The sequence below is a fragment of the Actinomadura sp. KC216 genome, assembly GCF_004348535.1.
GTDB lineage: Bacteria > Actinomycetota > Actinomycetes > Streptosporangiales > Streptosporangiaceae > Spirillospora.
Map to the genome: position 1 here is coordinate 1 of NZ_SMJX01000117.1, position 23,490 is coordinate 23,490.

22 protein-coding genes are annotated in these 23,490 nt (G+C 71.2%); 15 read left to right on the forward strand and 7 right to left on the reverse strand.

Annotation, left to right across the window (positions count from 1 at the left end; genetic code table 11):
* The 3 genes from E1264_RS21045 to E1264_RS21055 form a co-directional block, all read left to right on the forward strand.
* Positions 1 to 579: PD-(D/E)XK nuclease family protein (locus E1264_RS21045; protein WP_165964282.1), on the forward strand; the 579-nt coding region annotated here is incomplete at its 5' end.
* A 79-nt stretch (positions 580 to 658) separates the two neighbouring features.
* Positions 659 to 1,516, forward strand: coding sequence for a methyltransferase domain-containing protein (locus E1264_RS21050; RefSeq protein WP_243711063.1), 858 nt, complete (start codon positions 659 to 661; stop codon positions 1,514 to 1,516).
* A gap of 62 nt (positions 1,517 to 1,578) precedes the next feature.
* A complete protein-coding gene (locus E1264_RS21055; RefSeq protein ID WP_132176095.1) occupies positions 1,579 to 1,887 on the forward strand; it encodes a hypothetical protein in 309 nt (102 codons plus the stop codon).
* Positions 1,888 to 1,929: 42 nt separating this feature from the next.
* On the opposite strand, the gene E1264_RS21060 is transcribed toward E1264_RS21055, so the two are convergent.
* Positions 1,930 to 3,540, reverse strand: coding sequence for an AMP-binding protein (locus E1264_RS21060; RefSeq protein WP_132176097.1), 1,611 nt, complete (start codon positions 3,538 to 3,540; stop codon positions 1,930 to 1,932).
* Positions 3,541 to 3,703: 163 nt separating this feature from the next.
* Between E1264_RS21060 and E1264_RS21065 the strand changes: the two genes are divergently transcribed.
* Both E1264_RS21065 and E1264_RS21070 read left to right on the forward strand, forming a co-directional pair.
* Positions 3,704 to 4,351: a maleylpyruvate isomerase N-terminal domain-containing protein gene (locus E1264_RS21065; RefSeq protein ID WP_132176099.1), complete on the forward strand. Its 648-nt coding sequence runs from the start codon at positions 3,704 to 3,706 to the stop codon at positions 4,349 to 4,351.
* On the forward strand, positions 4,348 to 5,205 hold the full coding sequence (locus E1264_RS21070; RefSeq protein ID WP_132176101.1) for a maleylpyruvate isomerase family mycothiol-dependent enzyme: 858 nt from the start codon (positions 4,348 to 4,350) through the stop codon (positions 5,203 to 5,205). Before E1264_RS21065 ends, E1264_RS21070 begins: the two co-directional genes overlap by 4 nt.
* On the opposite strand, the gene E1264_RS21075 is transcribed toward E1264_RS21070, so the two are convergent.
* The 4 genes from E1264_RS21075 to E1264_RS21090 are packed head-to-tail and all read right to left on the reverse strand — an operon-like array spanning position 5,193 to position 10,538.
* Positions 5,193 to 6,269 (reverse strand): alanine racemase, encoded by a 1,077-nt coding sequence (locus tag E1264_RS21075; RefSeq protein WP_132176103.1) that lies wholly within the window; start codon positions 6,267 to 6,269, stop codon positions 5,193 to 5,195. The genes E1264_RS21070 and E1264_RS21075 overlap by 13 nt on opposite strands.
* On the reverse strand, positions 6,266 to 7,891 hold the full coding sequence (locus E1264_RS21080; protein WP_243711064.1) for an IucA/IucC family protein: 1,626 nt from the start codon (positions 7,889 to 7,891) through the stop codon (positions 6,266 to 6,268). The genes E1264_RS21075 and E1264_RS21080 overlap by 4 nt, the downstream gene beginning before the upstream one ends.
* The gene (locus E1264_RS44690; protein WP_207936056.1) at positions 7,882 to 9,477 is read right to left on the reverse strand and encodes an IucA/IucC family protein; all 1,596 of its coding nucleotides are present in this window, start codon (positions 9,475 to 9,477) and stop codon (positions 7,882 to 7,884) included. Before E1264_RS44690 ends, E1264_RS21080 begins: the two co-directional genes overlap by 10 nt.
* Entirely contained in the window at positions 9,474 to 10,538 is a 1,065-nt protein-coding gene (locus E1264_RS21090) for an ATP-grasp domain-containing protein (protein ID WP_243711065.1), read from the reverse strand. Before E1264_RS21090 ends, E1264_RS44690 begins: the two co-directional genes overlap by 4 nt.
* A gap of 271 nt (positions 10,539 to 10,809) precedes the next feature.
* Between E1264_RS21090 and E1264_RS21095 the strand changes: the two genes are divergently transcribed.
* From E1264_RS21095 to nudC, 3 genes are all read left to right on the forward strand, one after another.
* Complete coding sequence (locus E1264_RS21095; RefSeq protein ID WP_132176109.1) at positions 10,810 to 11,421, forward strand: HD domain-containing protein; 612 nt, start codon at positions 10,810 to 10,812, stop codon at positions 11,419 to 11,421.
* 252 nt (positions 11,422 to 11,673) lie between these two features.
* A complete protein-coding gene (locus E1264_RS21100) occupies positions 11,674 to 13,059 on the forward strand; it encodes a dipeptidase (protein WP_243711066.1) in 1,386 nt (461 codons plus the stop codon).
* A gap of 91 nt (positions 13,060 to 13,150) precedes the next feature.
* Positions 13,151 to 14,065, forward strand: coding sequence for an NAD(+) diphosphatase (nudC, locus tag E1264_RS21105; protein ID WP_132176133.1), 915 nt, complete (start codon positions 13,151 to 13,153; stop codon positions 14,063 to 14,065).
* Positions 14,066 to 14,078: 13 nt separating this feature from the next.
* Here nudC and E1264_RS21110 read toward each other — a convergent pair whose 3' ends face one another.
* On the reverse strand, positions 14,079 to 14,360 hold the full coding sequence (locus E1264_RS21110; RefSeq protein ID WP_132176113.1) for a mycoredoxin: 282 nt from the start codon (positions 14,358 to 14,360) through the stop codon (positions 14,079 to 14,081).
* A gap of 132 nt (positions 14,361 to 14,492) precedes the next feature.
* On the opposite strand from E1264_RS21110, the gene E1264_RS21115 reads away from it, so the two are divergent.
* From E1264_RS21115 to E1264_RS21140, 6 genes are all read left to right on the forward strand, one after another.
* Complete coding sequence (locus tag E1264_RS21115) at positions 14,493 to 16,559, forward strand: ATP-dependent DNA helicase UvrD2 (RefSeq protein WP_132176114.1); 2,067 nt, start codon at positions 14,493 to 14,495, stop codon at positions 16,557 to 16,559.
* Positions 16,560 to 16,617: 58 nt separating this feature from the next.
* Positions 16,618 to 17,499, forward strand: coding sequence for an acyl-CoA thioesterase II (gene tesB, locus E1264_RS21120; protein WP_132176116.1), 882 nt, complete (start codon positions 16,618 to 16,620; stop codon positions 17,497 to 17,499).
* A 353-nt stretch (positions 17,500 to 17,852) separates the two neighbouring features.
* A complete protein-coding gene (locus tag E1264_RS21125; RefSeq protein WP_132176119.1) occupies positions 17,853 to 19,661 on the forward strand; it encodes an alpha/beta hydrolase in 1,809 nt (602 codons plus the stop codon).
* 381 nt (positions 19,662 to 20,042) lie between these two features.
* Entirely contained in the window at positions 20,043 to 20,366 is a 324-nt protein-coding gene (locus tag E1264_RS21130; protein ID WP_132176121.1) for a hypothetical protein, read from the forward strand.
* 122 nt (positions 20,367 to 20,488) lie between these two features.
* Entirely contained in the window at positions 20,489 to 20,767 is a 279-nt protein-coding gene (locus E1264_RS21135; RefSeq protein ID WP_132153763.1) for a WhiB family transcriptional regulator, read from the forward strand.
* Entirely contained in the window at positions 20,767 to 21,030 is a 264-nt protein-coding gene (locus E1264_RS21140; protein WP_132176123.1) for a hypothetical protein, read from the forward strand. Before E1264_RS21135 ends, E1264_RS21140 begins: the two co-directional genes overlap by 1 nt.
* Positions 21,031 to 21,241: 211 nt before the next feature.
* On the opposite strand, the gene E1264_RS21145 is transcribed toward E1264_RS21140, so the two are convergent.
* On the reverse strand, positions 21,242 to 22,573 hold the full coding sequence (locus E1264_RS21145) for an AarF/ABC1/UbiB kinase family protein (protein WP_132176125.1): 1,332 nt from the start codon (positions 22,571 to 22,573) through the stop codon (positions 21,242 to 21,244).
* Between the two features lie 409 nt (positions 22,574 to 22,982).
* Here E1264_RS21145 and E1264_RS21150 point away from each other — a divergent pair.
* Positions 22,983 to 23,490 (forward strand): M48 family metallopeptidase (locus tag E1264_RS21150; RefSeq protein WP_132176127.1); only part of this gene is annotated, 508 nt, incomplete at its 3' end.

Here is a 23,490-nt window from a genome sequence, read left to right on the forward strand (position 1 = left end):
TCGCTGGTGTCGCTGGCCCGCGACCCGGCCGCGCTCGCCCGGCAGATCCGCCGCCCGATGCCGCGCCCGCCCGCCCCCTACGTGCGGCGCGGCACGGCGTTCCACGCCTGGCTGGAGAGCCGCTGGGGGCAGCAGCGCCTCCTCGACCCCGACGAGCTGCCCGGCGCGGCCGACGAGGGCGCCGCCGACGACGCGCAGCTCGCGCGGCTCCGCGACCGGTTCGAGGAGTCCGAATGGGCGTCGCGGGAGCCGCTCGACATCGAGGTGCCGTTCGAGACCATCATCGGCGACCGGCTGATCCGCGGCCGGATGGACGCCGTCTTCCGGTCGCGGTCGGGCGACGGCGGCTACGAGGTCGTCGACTGGAAGACCGGCTCCCCACCCTCGGGGGAGGAGGCCAGGTTCGCGTCGGTGCAGCTCGCCGCGTACCGGATGGCGTGGGCGGAACTCGCCGGTGTGGACGTGGCGAAGGTCAGCGCCGCCTTCCACTACGTCGCCGCCAACGTCACCGTCCGCCCGGCGGACCTGCTGGACGCGGCGGGGCTCGCCGCGCTGCTGGAGTCCGTCCCCGCCGCCTGAACCCGCTGATCTGTTCGCCGCCCTCTGTTCACCGTGGGCGCTTTCGGGGATGATCCGGACAACCATTCGAGGAGGCCTGATGACCGCAGCGGAGCGAGGATCTTCGGGCCTCCCCTCCCAGGGGGTCTGGGGGTCGCCCCCAGAAAGGCAGCGCGACGTGGCGGTGACGCATGATGACAGGGTCGTACGGGAGTTCTCCAAGCAGGCCGCGGGATTCGCCGACCCTTCGCTGAGCACCGCGTTCACCCGCCATCTGGACCGGCTCGTCCGGTTCATGGAGCCGGAGCTCGACCTTGAGGACGTCGTGCTGGAGGCCGCCGCCGGGACCGGGCTCGTCTCCCGGGCGATCGCCCCGCGCGTCCGCCACGTCACGGCCCTCGACCTCACCCCGGCGATGCTCGCCGAGGGCAAGCGCGACGCCGACCACGCGGGCCTCACGAACGTCACCTTCACGCGCGGCGACGCCGCCGCGCTGCCCTACCTCGACCGGTCGTTCACGCTCGTCGTCACCCGCTTCTCGCTGCACCAGGTCGCCGACCCGGCGGCGGTCGTGGCGGAGCTGGTCCGGGTCAGCAGGCCGGGCGCCGCGCTGATCATCGCCGATCTCGTCCGGCCGGACGGGCTGGAGGGCGATCCCGACCGGATCGAGCGGCTCCGCGACCCGTCGCACGGCACCGTGCTCACCGAAGCGCAGATCACCGGCCTCGTCACGGCGGCGGGCGCCGAGGTGAAGCGCGCCGAGCGGTTCGACCACGTCCGGCCGCTGGACCCGTGGCTGGAGCTCTCGCAGACGCCGCGCGTCGTCGCCGCGCAGATCAGGCGGGAGCTGGAGGACGAGCTGGCGGGCGGGCCCGCGACCGGGATGCGGCCCAGCAAGCAGGACGGTGTCCTGCATTTCACGCATTCCCACCTCTTCCAGCAGGCGATCGCCCCGTAGCGGCGATATCGATTCGATCAAACGTTCGACGGATGTCGCCGGCGTGGTCTAGGTTGTCGAACATGGGTTCTACGAACGTGCGTTCCCTCGAACGCGAGCCTGCCGCGCTCGCGATGCGCATCGGCGTGGTCGCGGCCGAGGCCGCCCTCGCCACCTTCGCCCGCAACCTCGACGTGGACGACCTGGAGGACGGCGTCGACTTCCAGGGCGCCATCGGCCCCGCCGAATGGCCCGTGTTCTCCCTGGTCATCGACACCCTCGCCGAGGCCGGCCCGGGCGACCGCCGGTCCCTGGACGAGCGCCGCGCCGACGCGCTCAACGACCTCGCCCGCATCTGCATGGCCGCCAAGGCCCGCCCCGGCGCCGCCTGACCCTCGTCCCGGGCCTCCGAGCCCTCGACCCCGGTTCCGCGGTCAGCCGTCGTCGTTCAGGGCTTTCGCCTTCACCTTGCCGGTGCTGGTGCGGGGGAGTTCCTCGACGAACCTGACGTCTCGCGGGACCTTGTAGCGGGCCAGGTGCTCGCGCACGTGCGCCCTGACGTCGTCCTCGGTGATCCGCGATCCCGGGGTCCGGACGATGTGCGCGGCGAGCCGCTGGCCGAACCTCTCATCGTCGACGCCGGTCACGGACACCTCGGCGACGTCCGGATGGCCGCCGAGCAGGCTCTCGACCTCGCCGGGGAACACGTTCTCCCCGCCCGAGACGATCATGTCGTCGGCGCGCCCGTCGATGAACAGCCGTCCCGCAGCGTCGAAATGCCCGAGATCGCCGCTGCTCGTCAGGCCGTCGCGGACCTGCTTGCCGCCGCCGCCCGTGTAGCCCGCGAACCGCAGGCCGCCGCCCGTGTAAATCTCGCCGGTCTCCCCGGCGGGCAGTTCGCGGCCTTCCTCGTCCAGGATCTTGATGGTGATGCGGAAGGACGGTCTTCCCACCGTGCCGGGCGCGTTTCTCAGGTCGTCCGGAGTCGCGATCGTGGCCCAGCCCGTTTCCGTCGCGCCGTACACGTTGACGAGGACGTCGCCGAACCGGTCCATGAACGCGTCCGACAGATGCGGATGCAGCGCCGAGCCGCCGCACACGACGACGCGGAGGGACGGCGTGTTCGGCGGATCCGCCAGGTCAAGGATGCGCTGGAGCATCACCGGCACCGCCACCAGCGTCTCCGCCTCGCAGGCGGCGATCGTGTCCAGCGTCTCCCGGGCGTCGAAACGCCGGGACAGGACGAGCGGCATGCCCATTCCGAGCCCGACCGTCGCATAGGCGAAACCGAGGATGTGGAAAAGCGGCGGCGCGACCACGATGGGCGCGCCAGACCGGACCGGAACACGCATGAGATGGCTGAGCGCCGCAGGCAGCAATGACGAAATCGACAGATCGTGCCGCGCGCCCTTCGGCGTTCCGGTGGTTCCGGAGGTCATGACGATGACGCGGCTGGTCTGCCCCGGGGCGATCGGCTCCGGTTCCGTGTTCGCCATCAGGCCATCGATCGTCTCGCCGCTCCTGGACGTTCCGTGCGGGGTGTCGGCGCTGTCCGTCCAGGCGAGGAGGCGCTGCCCGCAGAATCCCGAGTCGTCGACCTTCGGGCCGAACTCCTCGTCATGGACGAGCAGCCCGATGCCTTCCCGTTCGGCGACGTCGCCCAGCTGCGCGGCGGAGAAGTCCGTGTTGAGCAGGATCACGTCACCGCCGAGGCGGGATGCGGCGAGGACCGTCTCGACGAACCCGCGGTGGTTGCGGCACAGGACCCCGACCCGGTCACCGCCCGCGCGGTCGCGGAGCGCCGTCGCCAGGGACGCCGCCCGCCGCTCCAGGTCCCGGTAGGACAGCGCGCCGCGCTCGTCGATAAGCGCCGTCCGGGCGGGGAAGCGCAGCGCAGCCATCGCGCCGATCGTCGCGGGAACGGGCCCGAAGCGCATGTACGGGAGCAGGAGGCGCGCGGCCCTGTCCGGCCGCACGGGGTGCATGACACCGACGTCGCGGACGGCGCGGGTCGCCCGTAGCCCGAGGCGCGCGAACCCACGCATCCGGTCTAGCAGCACCACAGCGCCCGTCACCCCTCCGAAGAGCATCGTCCGCGCGGACGAGGCTCCGGCCCACGGCATACCCCATTTTTCCCCAACATATTGGGCGGAGATGCCAGGTCATCGGACGCGCCGTCCACGCGGACCCGCTGGGTAGTGTCGGATCATGCCGCGCCCATCCGAAGCCGCCGGTCCCGTCACCGCGGACGATCTCGACCTGGCCGTCCAGCTCGCCGTCGCCACCTTGCGGAAGGCGCCGCCGGGTGCCTGGGACGCCAAGGCCGGGTCCCTCGAATGGGACTGCTGGGAGACCGTGGAGCATCTGAGCGACGATCTCTTCGCGTACGCGGCGCAGCTGGGGCCGAAGGCGCCCCCGATGGACGGCGAGGTGCCGTTCGTGTGGGAGAGCCGGAGGCCCGGCGGGCCCGCGAACGCCGTCCACGCGGACCGCGAGGCCGGGCCGGACGGGCTCCTGCAGGTGCTGGAGGCGTGCGGCGGGCTGCTCGTCGCCATGGTGCGCGTCACGCCGCCGGACGTCCGCGCCCATCACGGGTTCGGGGCGTCGGACCCCGAGGGTTTCGCCGCGATGGGCGTGGTGGAGACCCTCGTCCACACCCACGACCTGGCGGAAGGCCTCGGGCTGGCGTGGGAGCCGCCCGGCGGCCTGTGCGCGCGGGTGCTCGGACGGCTGTTCCCGGACGCCCCGCGCGACACCGATCCGTGGCCGACCCTGCTCTGGGCCACCGGCCGCGCCGACCTTCCCGGACGGCCGCGCCTCACGTCCTGGCGCTGGCACGGGGAGCCGCGCCGATGAGCGCCCGGCTCGGCCCGCGCATCGACGTGCGCCCGCTTTTCGCCGGGCAGCAGGCCGCCTTCATCGACCTGCTGCGCGGTTTCACGGCCGATGAATGGACGCGGCCCACCGTTTGCCCGGGATGGGACGTCAAGGACATCGCCACCCACGTATTGGGCGACCATGTGGGCCGCCTGTCGATGCTGCGGGACCGGTACGTGACGCTTCAGCCCCGGGAGGGCGAGGCGTTTCCCCGGTTCATCGACCGCATCAACGACGAATGGGTGACGGCTGCGCGGCGTCTCAGCCCGTTTCTCCTCGTCGACCTGCTCTCCTCCGTGGGCGATCAGGTCGTCGAGTTCTGGCAGACCGTCGACATGGACGCCATCGGCGGTTCGGTCAGCTGGGCCGGTCCGGAACCGCATCCCGTATGGCTGGACGCCGCCCGCGACTTCAGCGAGTACTGGACGCATCACCAGCAGATCTGCGACGCCACCGGACGGGCCGGGCTCACGGAACCGCGCTATCTCGGACCCGTCCTCGACACGTTGATGCGGGCATTGCCGCACACCATGCGGGACATTCCAGCACCGGAAGGGGCCGTCATTCAGGTCGTCATTACCGGGTTCGGTGGCTGGGCCTGTATCCGTGGCGGTGAGCGCTGGGAACTGCGGCGAGAAACGCGTGCCGCGCCCGACGCGCTGATCGAGCTCGACGCCGACACGGCTTGGCGGCTGTGCACGCGCGGCATCACACCCGCACGGGCGATTGAGCGCGCCCGAATCGAGGGCGATCGGGCGCTCGGAGAAGCGGCGCTGCAGATCGTGTCGATCATTCACCCCGGCGATGAGACTCCCCTGGATCAACGGATGTAGTGGAAGGCCGGTTTGGGGTGCATGAGGAAATCGTGATGGGAGATGTTCCAGGCGTAGGCCCCGGCCATGGTGAACGCGATGATGTCCCCCGGGATCAGGGGCGGGACGAGGACGTCGCGGGCGAAGACGTCCTTCGGGGTGCAGAGCTGGCCGACCAGTGTGGCCGGGTTGCTCGGGCCACTTGCGGTGAGCACTTGCAGGGGCTGGTTGTGGCCCTTCGTCACCGGGGTTCTAAGGTGGTGGGTGCCGCCGCGCAGGATGACGTAGGTCTCGCCGCGGGTCGTTTTCACGTCGAGGACGTCGGTGACGTACCAGCCGTGGTAGGCGGTCATGGCGCGGCCGGGTTCGATGCGCACCTTGGCGGGGATGAGGCTCAGGCCCGTGCCATAGGACTGCCAATTGAACCGGGAATCGGGGCACGCGTAGTCGACGGCCATTCCGCCGCCCAGGTTCAGTTCCGGATTGTGCACTCCCAGGGATTTCAGCCAGGGGATCGCCCATTCGGTTATCTGGTCGGCGAGGTCGAGCATGGCGGGCGCGTCCAGGCCCGATGCCAGATGGGCGTGGATGCCGCGAAGAGTGAGCTGGGGATTGTCCGCCAGTAAATAGGCGCATTCGTTGAGCGTGTCCTCGTCCATGCCGAACGGGCCGTTCATGGTCAGGGCGGCGTCGGGTGTGCTCAGCGGGAGGTTCGCGCGGAGGAGGATGTCCGCGAAGCCCTCGGTCGCGAGGCGGGCCAGTTCGCTCGGGCTCTCCACATGGATCCGGTCGGCGTGGAGCGCGAGGGACAGTTCCTGAGGCGTTTTCCCGGGCCCGCCGAAGGCGATGCGCGTCTTCGGCAAGGTCTCCCGGACGTGGGTGAGTTCGCCGCCGGAGGAGACCTCGACACCGTCCACATGGGGTGCGAGGGTCCGCAGGATCTCGGCGTCGGGATTGGCCTTGGCGGCGTAGAAGAGCTCGGTCGGGCCGAGGGCCGCGCGGATGGACTTGACGTGCGATTCCAGGCCTGCGAGGTCGTAGATGTATGCCGGGTATCTGTCGAGGTTGAGGGCGTATTCCTTCATAGCGGTCGGGGCGCGGCGAGCGGGCTGGGGACGGTGACATAGGTCGCGCCGCGGTCGGCCGAACGGGACCAGCGGGTCCGGAGATTCGCCTTCGCGGGCAGCGGGACCCCGGCCAGCAGTGCCCTCATCTGAGGATGGTGTTCATAGACGGTGAAATGCTTCCTCGCCCTCTGCCAAAGCGTTTTCTCAAGCCGTGGATGCAGGTCGGCCATCGCGGCCGCGATCTCGGTCAGATGATTGACGAAAAGGCAGTAGACGACGCGGTTCCAGCCGCGGTCGGGCGCATAGGTGAGGCTTTCGGCGACGCGGGCCGGAAGGTGCGACAGGTCCCAGCGGCCCGCGGTGAGCTTCGTGCCCTCCAGGTCGCGGAACGCGGTGTGGACGGGCAGGCCGTCGCCGTCCACGCAGATGAGGACGTTCTGAAGATGAGGTTCCAAGACGATCCCGTGGTCGAGGTAGGCGCTCAGGACCGGTGATGCTACGTGGGCCACGTAGGCGTCCCACCAGGCTTGCGCGCTGTCCGGAGTCGATAGGGCGGGCAGGTCCGCGAGGAATCCGCTGTAAGGGTCGGCTAGGGCGCCCGCAAGGAGTGGGGTTCCGGGGAGGGACGCGATGCCCTCGCGGAGGATCACCCCCAGCCCCTCGTACAGGCGGCGGTCGGCGAGAGTGACACTGCGGTAGGCGGGCTCTGCGAGCAGAGTGGAATTCAGCTTCCTGAAGATGGGCGGCAGCAGGTCGTTCAGGGCTATCGCGCCCGCCAGCTCGTACCAGGCGTTCTTGCGGACGCAGTTGGTGATGCGCACGTCCAGGCTGAACTTGCAGAACACGTCGGCGTCCGGCAGGTACGCCGTGCGGACGGACGACGTCGGCACCGCCTCCGCATCCGACGGACCGAGATTGAGCACCAACCCCCGCGCCAGCGCCTCTTGCAGGACGGGATTGTCCGCCAGCAGAGAGAACTGCCACGGATGGACGGGAATCAGTTTCCGGCCCTGCGGAATGCGGGGCCCGTAGGTCTCCAGAGCCGTGAACGCCTCCGGTGTTCCCTCCTCGGCGACGAGATGTTCAGGGACGGCCAACCACAGCGGGCGGAAACGGGCCCTGGCCTCTGGCGCGTACTGCAACCAGTCGTTCGGTGAACCCTGGCGAGACTTCGGTGACGGGTGGAAACGGTGACCCGCTACTAGGGACTGTTCAGAGTCGATGTAGGGATCGTAGGAAGGTTCACCTCGCGCGGAGATGATCGCTTCCAGGGCGGTGTGGCTGCCGTCCACCTGGTGGAGGAATTCGGGGTTCGGGTGGCCCGTCGCCAGTTCCAGCTCGCCCGCCACCAGGTTCGCCAGCCTGTTCCAGGAAAGCGGGATCCAGCCGTCCCCGCGCTGCTCCTCGTACGGCGGCGTCAGCCGGTAGGTCGCCCCCACCGGGGGACGTGCCAGGCCCATGCGCAGCACCACTCCCGCGCGGGGCAGGCGTGCGAAGAGCCGGTCGCCGTCCGGCCAGACCTGCTCCTCGGGCGCGCACACCTCACGGATCAGGCAGTTGAGCAGCGCGGTAGAGGTGGCGTCCCCGGCGGTGACGGCGGTGACGGCGGCGGCGGTGGGTGCGGTTCCGATTACGGGCAAGTCGCGTCCAGTAGATAGTTGGGGCCCGGCGGGCCGTAGTGCTTGTTGATGTCGGCGGCGCCTGTCCTGGCCTTGTCGACGAGGGTTCCGGCGGTGACCATGGCCTTGCCCGGCAGGGCGTCGGCGTCCAGCGTGCGGGAGCGCAGGAACGCGTCGCCCGGGCCGAGCGCTTCGTCCAGCCGGTCGCGGATGAGCGTGCGGCCCGTGCGCCAGGGGAGGAGCCCGCGTTCGGCCAGGCCGAAGGCGAGCGCCGCGGCGCACAGGTGGAGCGTGATGGTGACGAAGACGCGCGCGAGCGCCTCGTCGTCGCCGGTCGTCATGCGGCGATCGATGAGGTCGCGCGGGTCCGCGCCGGGGGACGGGGTGAGCCGCTCGCGGAGCCTGGACGTGTTGATGAGCGCCCCGTCGTTGTCCTTGACGAGAAGCCGGGGCGGGTCGTCGTCCAAGGGCCCGCCCAGGACCAGCGACACGTTCTGCTGGTGCGCCTCTAGCGCGATGCCGTAACGGAACAGCGTGACGTTCCAGGAGAACAGCGCCGACAGGTACGCGTCGAAGAGGGACTCGACGTCCCATCGTTCGATCACGTAGCCCCCGTCCGGGGCCTCCGCCAGTAGCGCCGCTATGGGGACGACGTGCGCGCGCGCAACTTCGGGCGGGAACCGACGCACGAGGTAGCCGAGGAGAGGGTCCTGCGCGTGGCCGTAGGTCTGCTCGTTGGCGAGAAGGACGGGAAGCGCCGCTTCCCGCCGCAGGACGTCGCGCAGAAGACGCTCCACGAGCGCGCCGTCAGGGAGCGTGGCGGGCGTGATCGTGCGCCGGTTGCGGAGTCCCAGCGTGGCGGTCGGCAACGGCATCTTCAGGTGGTCGAGCGGCGCGGCGGCGACGGTCCGCATCGAGAGCGTGGGGGCGACCTGGAGGTAGGGATCGGGGGCGAGGTTCGCCCCAGGGTGCGCACGCACCTGCCGCACAGCCAGCGGATGGACGGGGAACAGCGCGCGGCCTGCGTCGGACGGGCCCAGGCCGACGTCGCGCGGGCTCGGCCACCAGCCGGGCGGCGACCCCGCGAGCTCCGGATTCCGGACCGCCGCCCACCGCAGTGGGAACGACGGCGCGAACTCGGGCGCGTAGCGGCTCAGATCGGCCGGGGAGAGCCCGGCGCGGCTCCGCCCGGCCGGATGTACCGGATGGTCGTTGTAGGCGGCGAGCGTCTCGTAGAACGTCCCGGGGCCGGTGCGCAGCTCGTCCGGCAGGCGTGCCAGCCGCCGGTGCACCGCCGGCCGCGCGTCGAGGTGGAGCTTGATCGTCGCGAGCGCGTCCAGGCATTCCCGCTCGAACGCGTCCGTGTCGTCCCGCGGGTCCGCCACGGCCTGGACGGCGGTGAAGACGTCGCTCAGCCTGAGACCTTGCGCCGGGTCCACGACGAACTCCGACAGGAACGCCGGACACGCGCGCAGAAGGCGCACGGAACGATGGGGCAGACGCAGGGCGCTCCGCTCGATGAAGCGGCGCAGGCCCGCGTAGTCCTCGCGCAGGAGCGCGTCCAGAACCCTGGCCGCCAACGAGTTCTCGACGTCATCGGCGTTCACGTGATCGTCCAGTCGTGGGCGGCGCGGAAGCGGGCCAGGGCGGCGTTCACCTCGTCCGGCCCGGGGCCGATGGCGCGGACGGTGCCGAGGTAGTCGCGGTTCGTCCGGCTGACGGCGACGGCGTCCCCCACCGCGCGCTGTGGGCGGTAGGAGAGCCGCACCGGGCCGTCGTCCATCTGGAGTGCGCTGGGAGCGGCCGTCAGCGTGCCGGAGCGGTCGGCGATGACCGGCTCCGCAATGGCGTGCCGGTGATTCGGGCCGTCCCAACTGGCGAGAGACCCGCCCAAGTGAACGGTCAGGATCTGCTCGAACAGTGGCACGCCCAGCAGATCCGCTAAGAGGAAGTCACAGTGGTCGCCGACCAGCCTGTAGTTGACCTCGATGATGCGCGCGCGTCCCTCGTGGACGACGAATTCCGTGTGGCAGGCCCCGAAACCGATGCCCAGCGCGTCGAGCTGCTCAAGCACCTGTGCGGTTTCTGGTGGCGGGGGAGCCCACTCCAGGCGCTCCTCCACGAAGAAGGGCGGCGGTGAGAGCGTCGTCCGGAACGAGCCCAGGACGCGCAGTTCTCGCCCATCCGCGAGCGTTTCGAGCGTGTGGAGACGCCCTGGAAGGTATTCCTCGGCCACTAGAGGGTCGTCCCGGCGCGCTGCGATTTCGTCCACGCGCGTGGCCAGTTCCAGGGCGTCCCGCACGAGGAACACGTCTTCGCTGGCGACGCCCTCGCGCGGCTTCAGGACGAGCGGATACGGCGCGTCCTCCGGCACATGGCGCGCGTCCGCCGAGAAGACCGGATCGACGGACGCCAGATGGCGGCGCATGAGGGCCTTGTTCTTCGCGCGCGTCGCGGCTCGCCAGTCCTTGGCAGGAAGCCCGAAATAGGCAGCGGCCAGCGCAGTGGACGCTTGCAGGAAGTCGCTGTTGGTGAAGATGGCCGCAGGCTCATCGTCCATCGAGGCAACGGCGGCGACGATCTCCCGGAAATCGACGACGTCGCATTGGATGATCCGCCCGTCGTGCGTCCCGGCATGGGCGGCCGGACGGTCGGTGAGCAGCGTCACGTCCAGCCCCAGACGCGCGGCGGCGGGCAGGAAGCCGTGCGTCACCGAGTCGGTCGTCTTCCCGGCGGCCAGGTAGAGAGACGCGGCCAAGGATCGGCCTTTCCAGTGCGTGAGCCACAACGGTCAGTGAGGTAAGGCTTGCCTAAGTTGCAGAAAACCATAGTGGCGGGGCCGCTCCGCATGGGCAAGGAACGCGACCTCGCGTGTCCCAACCCCCCTCGTCTGGCCCCGCGCCGACCGGACGGTGCGCCGATCGGACAGGATGGGGGCCATGGATCTCGTCGACCGGTGGGTGGCGCTCGCGGGGCCGCATACCCGGCATATCGGGGCGGAGCTGAACGACCGCTACGGCGAGCCGCATCGCCGCTACCACACGCGCGAGCATCTCGCCGCCGTCCTCGACCTCGTGGACGAGCTCGCCCCCCACGCCGCGGCCCCCGACACCGTCCGCCTCGCGGCCTGGTTCCACGACGCCGTCTACGACCCCGAGCGCGCCGACAACGAGGAGCGCAGCGCCCGCCTCGCCGCCCGCATGCTCGCCGACACCGACCTCCCCGCGCCGGAGGTCGAGGAGGTCGCCCGCCTCGTCGAGCTGACCGCCACGCACGCGCCCGCGGACGGCGACCGCGACGGCCAGGTCCTCTGCGACGCCGACCTCGCGATCCTCGGCTCCGATCCCGCCCCGTACGCCGCCTACGCCGCCGCCGTCCGCGAGGAGTACGCGTTCATCCCCGAGGAGTTCTTCCGCGCCGGACGGGCCGAAGTGCTCAACGGGCTCCTCGCCCTGCCGGAACTTTTCCATACGCCCGTGGCCCGCGAACGCTACGAACGGCGCGCACGGAACAACATCCGCGCAGAACTGATGCTCCTGAACGGTCCATGAGGATCGGGGCGGCTCCGCGACCCGGGCAACGGGATCCTTTACTGTGAGTTTCTCGTCTCCTGAAGCCCCGCACACGCGGCGCGACAAGGAGCCCCGCCAAGAGAGCAGCACCCGCAGAGAAGCAGCACCCCGCCAAGAAGCACCACCCCGTCCGGAGGAAACACCCCCGGACGGAAGAAGCACCCCGCCCGGAGCGACCCCTCGGACGGGACAGAGATTGCCTGACGGTACGACATGCGAAGGGGCATGCAGGTGAACGACGTAGTGGCGTACATCCAGGCCGGCAGGGACCGGTTCGTCGCCGACCTCAAGGAGTGGCTGGCGATCCCGTCCATCTCCGCGGACCCCGCGCACGTCGCGGACGTCCACAGGTCGGCCGGATGGCTCGCCGACTACCTGCGCGCCCAGGGCTTCCCGACCGTCGAGATCTGGGAGACCCCAGGCCTCCCCACCGTGTTCGCCGAATGGCCCGCCGAAGACCCGGACGCCCCCACCGTCGTCGTCTACGGCCACCACGACGTCCAGCCCGTCGAGCCGCTGGACGAATGGGTCACCGACCCCTTCACGCCCGTGGAGGAGGGCGACCGGCTCATCGGGCGCGGCACGTCCGACGACAAGGGGCAGATCCTCTTCCACACGCTCGGGCTCCGCGCGCTGCTCGCCGTGTCCGGCCGCACGGCCCCGCCCGTCACTATCAAGCTGCTGATCGAGGCCGAAGAGGAAACGGGGTCGATGCACTTCCCCGAACTGCTCCGGACTCACCGGGAGCGGCTCGCCTGCGACGCCGTCGTCATCAGCGACACCACCATGTGGGACGCGGACGTCCCGTCGATGTGCACCGGCATGCGCGGGCTCACCGAGGTCGAGATCACGCTGCGCGGCCCGTCGCACGACCTGCACTCCGGCTCGTTCGGCGGCGCGGTGCCGAACCCGCTCCACGCCATGGCCGACCTGCTCTCCGCGCTGCACGACGCAGACGGCCGCGTCACCCTCCCCGGCTTCTACGACGACGTCGTCCCGCTGACGGACGAGGAACGCGAACTCTTCGCCCGCCTCCCCTTCGACGAGGCCGAATGGCTCCGCACCGCCGGAGACAGCCGCGCGGCATACGGCGAGAGGGGCTACACCACCCTCGAACGCATCTGGGCGCGTCCCACCGCCGAGATCAACGGCATGTGGGGCGGGCACACCGGACCCGGCCGCAAGACCATCGTCCCCAGCGACGCCCACGCCAAGATCTCGTTCCGGCTCGTCGCGGGCCAGGACCCGCGCAAGGTCCAGATGGCGTTCGAGGCGTGGGCCGCCGAGCAGGTCCCGCCCGGTATCGAGGCAGAGGTGCGCACCCCGGGCGGCAACGTCCGGCCGTGCTTTTCGCCGATCGACTCCGTCGGCGTCACCGCGGCGCGCCGTGCGATGGAACGTGCCTTCGGCATGGACGTGCTTTTCACGCGCGAGGGCGGCAGCGGGCCCGAGGCCGACCTCGCCGACATCCTGGAGGCGCCGCTGGTGTTCGTCGCGGTCGGCCTGAACGGCGACCGCATCCACGCGCCGAACGAGAAGGTCGAGATCCCGCTGCTCCTCAAGGGCGCCGAAGCCATCGCCTACCTGTGGGAAGAATTCGCGACCGCGCTGCGCTGAATCCGCCCCGAACCGGGTTGCCGCGGAAGACCGGGGTGCACGATGCTCCCTGGAGCGGCCAGTGACGACGAGTGATCGGGGGACGTGGCGGATGGTGGACGACAGGCCCCTGGAGTGGCTGGCGCTCGCGCGCGGAACCCTCGACCGGGTCGCGCTGAACCGCCGCGACGACGCCTGGCTCGACGCCGCCTGGGCCGACCCCGGGACGCGCGTCGTCGTCGTCCAGGAGGGCCGGTCGCTCGTGACGTACGAGCCGAGCCCCGCGCTCGTCCTCCTCCCGCCCGGGCAGGCGCCGGACGGCGACCGCTGGCTCCTCGGCGAGGACGGGTCCGGCACCGTGTACTTCGGGACGTCCGGCCCGCTGCCCGCCATCGAGGGCGCGGAGCCGGCGGGGCTCCGCCGCGTCGGCGCGCTCCTCGGCGACCGCGACTCCGGCCTGATCACGCACGCCGTGGCGCTGGAGAACTGGCACGGCACCCACCGGCACTGCCCGCGCTGCGGGGCCGGGACACAGATAACCTCCGGCGGGCACGTGCGCGTCTGCCCCCAGGACGGCTCCCAGCACTTCCCCCGCGTCGACCCCGCCGTGATCATGCTGGTGACCGACGACGCCGACCGGATCCTGCTCGCCCGCGGCCCGCAGTGGCCCGCCGACCGCCGCTCGATCCTCGCGGGCTTCGTCGAACCGGGCGAGTCCCTCGAACAGGCCGTCGCGCGGGAGGTGCAGGAGGAGGTCGGGCTGCCCGTCCGGGACGTCCGCTACCTCGGCAGCCAGCCCTGGCCGCTGCCGCAGAGCCTCATGCTCGGCTTCACCGCCAAGACGGACGGCGACGTCCCGCTGCGCCCCGACCCGGAGGAGATCCAGGACGCCGCCTGGTACACCCGGGAAGAACTCCGCACCGCCATAGAAGCCGGCGACCTGGTAGCCCCAGGCCCCCTGTCGATAGCCGCCCAGCTGATCATGCGCTGGTACGGCGGCCCACTCCCGCAGATGCCCGCGTTCTGACGGCTCCGCTGCGTCAGGCGAGCGACGCGAGCTTCGCCTTGACGGCCTTGGCGCTGGGGTTGGTGGCGGCCGTGCCGTCCGGGTAGACGATGGTCGGGACGGTCTGATTGCCGCCGTTGACGCTCATGACGAAGTCGGCGGCGGCGGGGTCGCGCTCGATGTCGATCTCCAGCATCTCGATGCCGTCGCGGGCGAGCTGCCGCTTGAGCCGCCGGCAGAAACCGCACCAGGTCGTCGTGTACATGGTGAGCTGGCCGGTCGGGTCCTTGGCCCGGTCGGTCGTCGGCGTCGCCATCGCTGCGTTCGTCTCCCTCTGTCGCTCTCCGATCCGCTTATCGCAGAACAGCGGGCGGGCGTTGCGCATTCCTGTTCGTCCACAGGTGGCGGCCGGGGTGTTACGGGTGGGACGGGCTGCGAGTATGGGGGGATGTCGACTGAGGCGGTGCTGGAGGGACTCGACCCCGAACAGCGAGAGGTCGCCGAGGCGGTGCAGGGGCCGGTGTGCGTGCTCGCGGGCGCCGGGACGGGCAAGACCAGGGCCATCACGCACCGCATCGCGTACGCGACCATGACCGGCGTGGTGTCCCCGCAGCGGGTGCTGGCCGTGACGTTCACCACGCGGGCGGCGGGGGAGCTGCGCAGCCGCCTGCGGCTGCTCGGCGCGCCGGGCGTCCAGGCGCGGACGTTCCACGCGGCGGCGCTGCGCCAGCTCACCTACTTCTGGCCGCGCGTCGTCGGCGGCGAACCACCCAAGATCATCGAGTCGAAGATCGGGCTGGTGGCGGACGCGGCGCGGGCGTGCCGGCTCTCGCTCGGGCGGACGGAGCTGCGCGACATCGCGAGCGAGATCGAATGGGCGAAGGTCACCCAGCACCGTCCGGAGGACTACCCGGCCGCGGTCGTCAAGGCCGGGCGGCGGGCGCCCGCCGAGGTCGTCGACATCGCCCGCGTCTACGCGATGTACGAGCAGCTCAGGCGCGAGCGCAACCTGCTCGACTTCGAGGGGATGCTGGAGCTGACCGCGGCCGTCCTCACCGAGCACCGGGAGGTCGCGAACCAGGTCCGCGAGCAGTACCGGCACTTCGTCGTGGACGAGTTCCAGGACGTCAACCCCCTGCAGAAGATGCTCCTCGACACCTGGCTCGGCGACCGCGACGACCTCTGCGTCGTCGGCGACCCGAACCAGACGATCTACTCGTTCACCGGCGCGTCCCCCTCGCACCTGCTCGACTTCACCCGCGAGCATCCGGACGCGAAGGTCGTCCGGCTCGTCCGCGACTACCGGTCGACGCCGCAGGTCGTCGGGCTGGCGAACGGCGTGATGGAGCAGGCGAGGAGCGGGCGGCACCGGCTGGAGCTGGTCGCGCAGCGCGAGCCCGGGCCCGAGCCGGTGTTCAACGAGTACGACGACGAGGTCGCCGAGGCCGACGACGCGGCGCGGCGGGCCCGCAAGCTGATCGACGAGGGCGTCCCGGCGCGGGAGATCGCGATCCTGTACCGGATCAACGTGCAGTCGGAGACCTACGAGGCGGCGCTGGCGGCGGCGGGCGTCCCGTACGTCCTGCGCGGCGCGGAGCGGTTCTTCGAGCGGCCCGAGGTGCGGCAGGCGGTGATCATGCTGCGCGCCGCGACCCGGGCGGGCGCCGACGCCGAGACGGACGGGACGGGGCTGATACTGACCGTCCGGCACGTCCTGTCCGGCGCCGGGTTCTCCGACCAGCCGCCCGAGGGGGCGGGAGCGGCGCGCGCGCGGTGGGAGTCGCTGGCCGCGCTGGCGCAGCTCGCGGAAGACATGGCCGCCGACAACCCCAAGGCGGGCCTCACCGATTTCGTCGCCGAGCTTGAGGAGCGCGCCGCCGCGCAGCACGCGCCGCCGCTGGAGGGCGTCACGCTGGCGTCGCTGCACGCCGCCAAGGGCCTGGAATGGGACGCGGTGTTCCTCGTCGGCCTCGTCGACGGGACGCTGCCGATCATCTACGCCGAGACGCCCGCGCAGATCGAGGAGGAGCGGCGGCTGCTGTACGTCGGCGTCACGCGGGCGCGCGTCCACCTGTCGCTGTCGTGGGCGCTGTCGCGGTCGCCGGGCGGGGCGCGGCACCGGCGGCCGTCCCGCTTCCTGAGCGGGCTCACGGGCAAGACCGCCACGCACACCCCGGCCCGCGCCGACCGGACCAAGCGCCGCGCCGCCAAGGGCCCGCAGCCGTGCCGGGTGTGCGGGCGCCCGCTCACCGCCGCCGTCGAACGCAAGCTCGGCCGCTGCGAAGACTGCCCGTCCGAGCTGAACGAGGAGCTGCTGATCGCGCTGAAGGAGTGGCGCGCGCAGGTGTCGGCGGAGCAGAAGGTCCCCGCCTACGTCGTGTTCACGGACGCGACGCTCCAGGCGATCGCCGAGCACAGCCCCGAATCGATGGAGGACCTCGCCAGGATCCCCGGCATCGGCAAGGTGAAGCTCGACCGCTACGGCGACGCCGTCCTGACCCTGTGCGGCCACTGAGCCCGCCCGGCGAGGCCGGGATCTTGATCATGCGGGCGGATAGGGAAGACTGGCCGCCGTGAAGGAATCGCTGAAGGCGCTGCTGGACCTGCTCGATCTCGAACAGATCGAGAACGACATCTTCCGCGGCCGCACGTCCGACGAGCGCCGCCAGCGGGTCTTCGGCGGTCAGGTCGCGGCGCAGGCGCTCGTCGCGGCCGGGCGGACGGTCCCGCTGAACCGGCCCGTCCATTCGCTGCACGCCTACTTCATCCGCCCGGGCGACCCGCTCGTCCCGATCGTCTACACCGTCGACCGGGTGCGCGACGGGCGGTCCTTCACCACGCGGCGCGTCGTGGCCGTCCAGCACGGCAAGGCGATCTTCACGCTGTCGGCGTCGTTCCAGATCGTCGAGGACGGGCCCGCCCACCAGGCGCCGATGCCGGACGCGCCCGACCCCGAGACCCTCCCCGACGGCCTGACCCGCATGACGCCGCTGTTCGGCGAGGTCGGCGCGCGCGAGTTCGTCACCCGGCGGCCGTTCGACATCCGGCACGCGACGCCGCTGTCCTGGGAGGCGGCGAAGGACCCCTCGCTCGTCACCTCCGAGTCGAAGGTCTGGCTGAAGGTGGACGGCGAGCTGCCCGCCGACCCGCTGCTGCACGTGTGCCTGATGACCTACGCCTCGGACATGACGCTGCTCGACACCGTCCTGCTCAACCACGGGCTGACCTGGGGCGACAGGGGGACGATGGGCGCCAGCCTCGACCACGCGATGTGGTTCCACCGGCCGTTCCGCGCCGACGAATGGCTGCTGTACTACCAGGACACGCCGTTCGCCGGCGGGGCCCGCGGCCTCGCCCGCGGCCAGGTGTTCACCCGCGCCGGAGAGCTGGTCGTCTCCGTCATGCAGGAGGGCCTCATCCGCGTGACCGGCCGGGACCGCCGCCCGGACGCATAGCCCGGCCGCTTCACACGAGTCTTCCGGGAGTCCCCGCCCCGCCCCTGATAGGGCGGCGGCCGGGCGGTCGTCCGCCTGCCTTCGGGAGGGCCCGGCTTCGCTTCTGACCGGAACAGGACAGGCCCAGCTCCGGCACCGGACCGGGCCGCCGCGTCCCCCGCCGTCCCCCCGGGGACGGGCGCCGGGCCTGCCGAACCAGTGATCGCGGCGCGCGTCAATCCCTCTCGGGGCGGATCTGCGCGGCCCGGAGGAGTGGCCTAGCGATGGATCACGCCGCGAGAGGCGCGGCAGCAAGATCAGGAGTCCATTCCGCCGCGTGCGCGGGATGGTACTGATCCCCAGAAGGGAAGCGCATGCGCCTGAGAACCAGGATTCTCGCCGCCGGCACCGCCGCCGCGGCGCTCGTGCCCGCCCTGGCCGTCACCGCCCTCGCTGAGCCCGGGTCCCCCGGTGTCCGGGCGGCGCCCGCGGTCGACACGACGAGCCCGGCCGAGAAGAAGCGCGTCGACAGCGTGCCCACGCCGAAACTCGACTGGTACAAGTGCTACAGGATCGCCGAATGCACGACCGTCCGGTTACCGCTGGACTATGACGACCCGAAGGGCGCGACGACCGAGCTGGCCGTCCTGCGGGTGAAGGCCCGCGACGCGAAGAAGCGGGTCGGCAGCCTGTTCGTGAACCCCGGCGGGCCCGGCGGGCTGGGCACCCTGCTGGCCCTCGACTCGCGGTACTTCCTCGGCTCGGACGTCGTCGACCGCTTCGACATCGTCGGGTTCGACCCGCGCGGCATCGGTTTCAGCGACAACGTCGCCTGCTTCAAGTCCGTCAAGGACCAGGCGCCCGTGCTGGCCGGGCTGGACATGGCGTTCCCGGTCGGCGCGAAGCAGGAGGCGTCCTACACCAAGGCCGCGAAGGCCCTCGGGAAGGGCTGCTCCACGACCGGCAAGAAGCTGGCGGGCGCGATGTCCACGGCCGAGGCCGCGCGTGACATGGACGTCCTGCGCCGCGCAGTCGGCGACAAGAAGCTGACCTATCTCGGCTTCAGCTACGGGACGGCGCTCGGCCAGTACTACGCCAACCTGTTCCCCGACCGGGTGCGCGCCGTCGCCGCGGACGGCGTCCTCAACCCGGTCTCCTGGGCCGGCACCGAGAAGACCAGGGGCCAGATCCTCGACGACCGGCTCCGCTCCGCGGACGGCGCCTACAAGGCGCTGAAGGAGGTACTCGTCCGCTGCGGCAAGGCCGGCGAGGAGAAGTGCGCGTTCGCGAAGTTCGGCGACCCGGTCAAGAACTTCGACGTCCTCGCCAACCGGCTGAAGGCGAAGCCCGCCGACATCGACGGCGAGAAGATCACCTACGCCGACCTCGTCGGCTTCATGCTCGGCAACCTGTACGCCCCGATCGGCTACATGTTCATCGACCAGGACCTCACCTTCCTGTGGGAGGCGACCTCGCCCGCCGCGACGGCGAAGCAGGCGGCCGCGGCGCGCCAGGCCCTCGCCGCCCGCATCGCCGAGCGCCGCGCCGAGGTCCGGCGGCAGGAGGACGCGGCGGCCAAGGCCAAGGGCTTCCCCTACGAGAACGGCTTCGAGGCGTTCAGCAGCGTCGTCTGCACCGACGGCCTGCACCCGAAGAAGGCCGGGGACTGGCCCGCGCTGACGGCGGCGTCCGACAAGCGCGCGCCCTACTTCGGGCGGGCGTGGGGCTGGACGACGGTCCAGTGCGCCGGCGACTCCTGGAAGGTCCGTGACGAGGACGCCTACACCGGTCCCTTCAACCGGCGGACGAGCGCTCCAGTCCTGTTCGTCGGGAACTACTACGACCCGGCCACGAACTACAACGACGCGGTGTCGTCCAGCAAGCTGCTGCCCGGGAGCCGGCTGCTGTCCAGCGACAGCTGGGGGCACACCGCCTACGGCACCTCCGCGTGCGTGACGGACGCCGTCGACTCCTACCTCGTCACCGGCACGCCGCCGCCGGCGGGCAAGGTGTGCGTCGGCGACGTCCAGCCGTTCGAGGAGACGCCCGAACAGGCGCTCCACACCAGGCGGCCCGCGGGCCCCGGCGCGGCGGCGACCCGGCCGAGCACCGCCGGCAAGCCCACCGAGCTGCCGCCGGTGGCGACCCGGGTGCCGCCGTCCATCCTGCTCGGAACCCGGTGACCCCGTCCGGGACCCGGTGATCTGAGCGAGCGTTAGGACGTCGTCGCCGGGCGGGCCGTCATGGCCCGCCCGGCGACGGCGCATGACGGCGCATGACGGCGCATGCGGCCGGATCCGGCCCGCCGGCCCGCGGCGCGCGCGGCCCCGGCCGTGTAGAATGATCATTTCGTATGGGTCTCCGCGAGCCCGCGACGCCCGCCAGGCGCCGCCGGTTCCCCGGGAAAAGGGTGAACTCACCCACAAAACCGCAGGTCAAAAATATCTTGCTTGATTCCGCGGAACCCCCGTACGCTCGATCGCGAGCAATCAACCGGCCCGCCGGTGCGGATCACGATTCCGCCGGTGCGGCCCTGAGGAGCCAGGAAGGTGGTGTGCAGTCCGGTGAGCAACACGTTGATCAAATCCGCGTCGTCCTGGACCGCCGCCTGCTCTGGAGCCTCGATCAGTGGCGCTTCGGCCGCCTATGCGGACGCGCTCGGTGCGCGTCCGCGCGACCTGCGACCGCGTGACCTGCGCGGCCCCAATCAGCGTGATCTGCGCGAACTGAGCGATCTGCGCGTCGACCAGCGATTCCAGGACCAGGGGCGGAGTGTCTTCGACCACCTTCTCGAAGGCATGACCGTCCAGGCTCCGGCCACGGCCCACGTGGGCGTCACCATCACGGGTGACGTGTCGGGTCCGTACCCCTGGAGGCAACCGGTTTAGCACCACACCGGCAAGCCCCCAGGCCGCGGATCCAGACACCGGATCCGCGGCCTTCTTCTTTGCCCAGGACAACCCACCGACACGCCCGTTGAGATCCAACGAGAGGAACAAGGGTGACTGTGATGCAGGGGGCACTCGCAGTAAGCGAGGAGGACCTCACTCTTCCGTGCCGGACCGACCCGGAGCTGTTCTTCGCCGAGGCTCCCGCCGACGTCGAGCTCGCCAAGGCCCTGTGCCTGGAGTGCCCGCTCCGCAGGGAGTGCCTCGCCGGGGCGCTCGAGCGCAAGGAGCCCTGGGGCGTCTGGGGCGGCGAGCTGTTCGTCCGCGGTGTGATCGTGCCGCGCAAGCGGCCGCGTGGCCGCCCGCGCAAGCACCCGCGGCCCGACGAAGTGACCGTCTGATGCCGGTTCCGCCGGCTCCCGTCGACCCCGGAGGCGCGGCCCCCGCACAGGGACCGCGCCTCCGGGCCGCAGGGGCGAACCCGCCCGTCCGAACCCGCGACGTGCCCGACGAGCTGGCCGTCCGCGTGCGCGCGCTGAGGCGCGCGCGGCGCGACGCGCAGACGAGGGCTTCGCGCGTGCGGCGCGTCCTGCTCGCGCCGTCCGCCACCGCCGCGCCCGCCGACACGTACACGCACACCTCGAAGCCGCAACACCGGAACTGAACCCCTGACCTGCTAGGGGACGCCCGCATCGGTAGCAGGCCGCCGTCCGCCCTTCTTGGATGGTTTGGCGGACGAGCGCCTCCCGGCGGGCGCCTGGAGCGCGTCCTGGTGGCCCACTCACCGGACGCGCGAAAGCGGGGCCCCGCGCATCCCATCAATGCGCGGGGCCCCGCTAAGTCTTTCCGCCGATGTCTTTGCCGGCGTCTTTCCGTCAGCCGGAGATGAGCTCGCCGTCCTCGTCGTCGGCGAAGCCCGGGACCCACGTCAGCGACTCGGCGCGGGCCGGGATCTCGCATTCCAGCTGGCACAGCACGCCGGTGCCCGCCGACAGCACCCGGTGGATGATCACGTACTCGGGCGGCAGGTTGAGCTGCCGGACCACGTTGCCCGGACGCAGATCCGTCACCCTGGCGGCCATGTCGCGCAGCCATTCGCGGCTGAACGCGAACGTCTCGGTGATGAACGGCTCGGTGATCGGCGCGAGGAACGCCTGCAGCGCCTCGGTGTCGATCTCCACGCCCTCGCGGATGAAGTCCTCGCGGCGCAGCGCCTCCTCGACCTCCCCGATGTCGGCCATCGTGCCGATCCGCAGCAGCAGGCCGAGCCGGCGCTGGAAGCCGCCGGGGATGCGGTCGACGGCGCCGAAGTCGAGGACGCCGAGCCGCCCGTCCTCCAGCAGCCGGAAGTTGCCGGGGTGCGGGTCGCCGTGCAGCATCCCGCACCGCTTCGGCCCGGACAGCAGGAAGCGGCAGTACAGCAGGGCCGCGTGGTTCCGCGTCTCCTGATCGCCGTCGCTGATGATCTTCGAGAGGAGGGTGCCGTCCATCCACTCGCTGATCAGGATGTTCCCGTTCTGCGCGATGACCTCGGGGATGTAGAAGTCGGGGTCGTTGTCGTAGGCGTCCCGGAAGATCATCTGCGACTCGGCCTCGATCGTGTAGTCGAGCTCCTCGACCACCCGCTCCTTCAGCTCCGCGAGCATCGACTTGACGTCCAGCCCCGGCATCAGCACGCCGAACAGCCGGCCGAGCCGCGCGAGCTGGTTGAAGTCGCTGATCAGCGCCTTCCCGGCGCCCGGGTACTGCACCTTGACCGCGACCGGGCGGCCGTCGTGCCAGACGGCGCGGTGCACCTGCCCGATGGACGCCGCCGCGGCCGGCTGGTCGTCGAACGACTCGAAATAGTCGCGCCAGTCGTCCCCGAGGAACTCGGCGAGCACCTTGTGGACGGTCGCCACCGGCAGCGGGGGAGCGGCCTCCTGCAGCTTGGTCAGCGTGGCGCGGTAGGGCCCGGCGATCTCCGGCGGCAGCGCCGCCTCGAAGATCGACAGCATCTGGCCGAGCTTCATCGCCCCGCCCTTGAGCTCGCCGAGAACCTTGAACAGCTGCTCGGCGGTCCGCGTCTGGATCTCCATCGCCACGGTCTCGGCCGGGCGGCCGAACGTCCGCTTCCCCATCCCGAGCGCGGTGCGCCCAGCGAAGCCGATGGGGAGGGACGCCAGCTTTGCTGACCGCGTCACCGCGCGGCGGGGAAGATCGCTCACGCCGACCATTGTCGGTGATCGGCCGTCGTTCACGCCATAACCATCCGCAAGTATCGCCGGGGTCAAGCGCGATGGAACGATCTGACCTGCGGCGATGCGGTAAGTGTGCGCTTTCTCACGCCCTGGCGGGCCAGGGGAGGGGCCGTGTTCGGGGCCCTGGGCGGCGGCTTCGCGACGGGATGGCGGCCTTCCGCGGGCCCGGAGCCGTCCGGAGACCTGCCGGACGGGCTCGCGACCCGGTGGGACGAGCGCGCTCCGCGGTTCACCCGTGACCGAACGCTCTCCAAAAACATGGCCTCTGACCTGCGAGGACTTCAAACACCCCCTTTGGGCTGCGCAAATTTTCGAGTACGGTTCAGGCGTGCCCCCTAACGTTGAGGTCCGTCGTAGCGCGAGGCGCCGGCGAACCGTGTCCGCCTACCGCGACGGCGACAAGGTGGTGGTGATGGTTCCGTCCAGGCTGAGCAAGGCCGAAGAGGAACAGTGGATCGCGACCATCCTTGAGCGGCTCGAAGAGAGGGAACGCCGCCGTCGCCCGAGCGACGCCGACCTCCAGTCGCGGGCCAGGGAGCTGTCCCGCCGCTACCTGGACGGCCGCGCCGACCCCGTCAGCGTCCGCTGGGTCGCCAACCAGCGCACCCGCTGGGGCTCGTGCACCCCCGACGACGGAACGATCCGGCTCTCCACCCGCCTGCGGGGCATGCCGGGATGGGTCGTCGACTACGTCCTCGTCCACGAGCTGGCGCACCTGCTCATCCCGGGGCACGGCGCCGACTTCTGGGAGCTCGTCGGCAACTACCCGAAGGCCGACCGGGCCCGCGGCTACCTGGAGGGTGTCGCCGCCGCCGCGCACCTGCCCCTGGAGGCCGACGCCCCGGACGACGAGGTCGCCGGCGACGGTGTCCACGGAGACGACT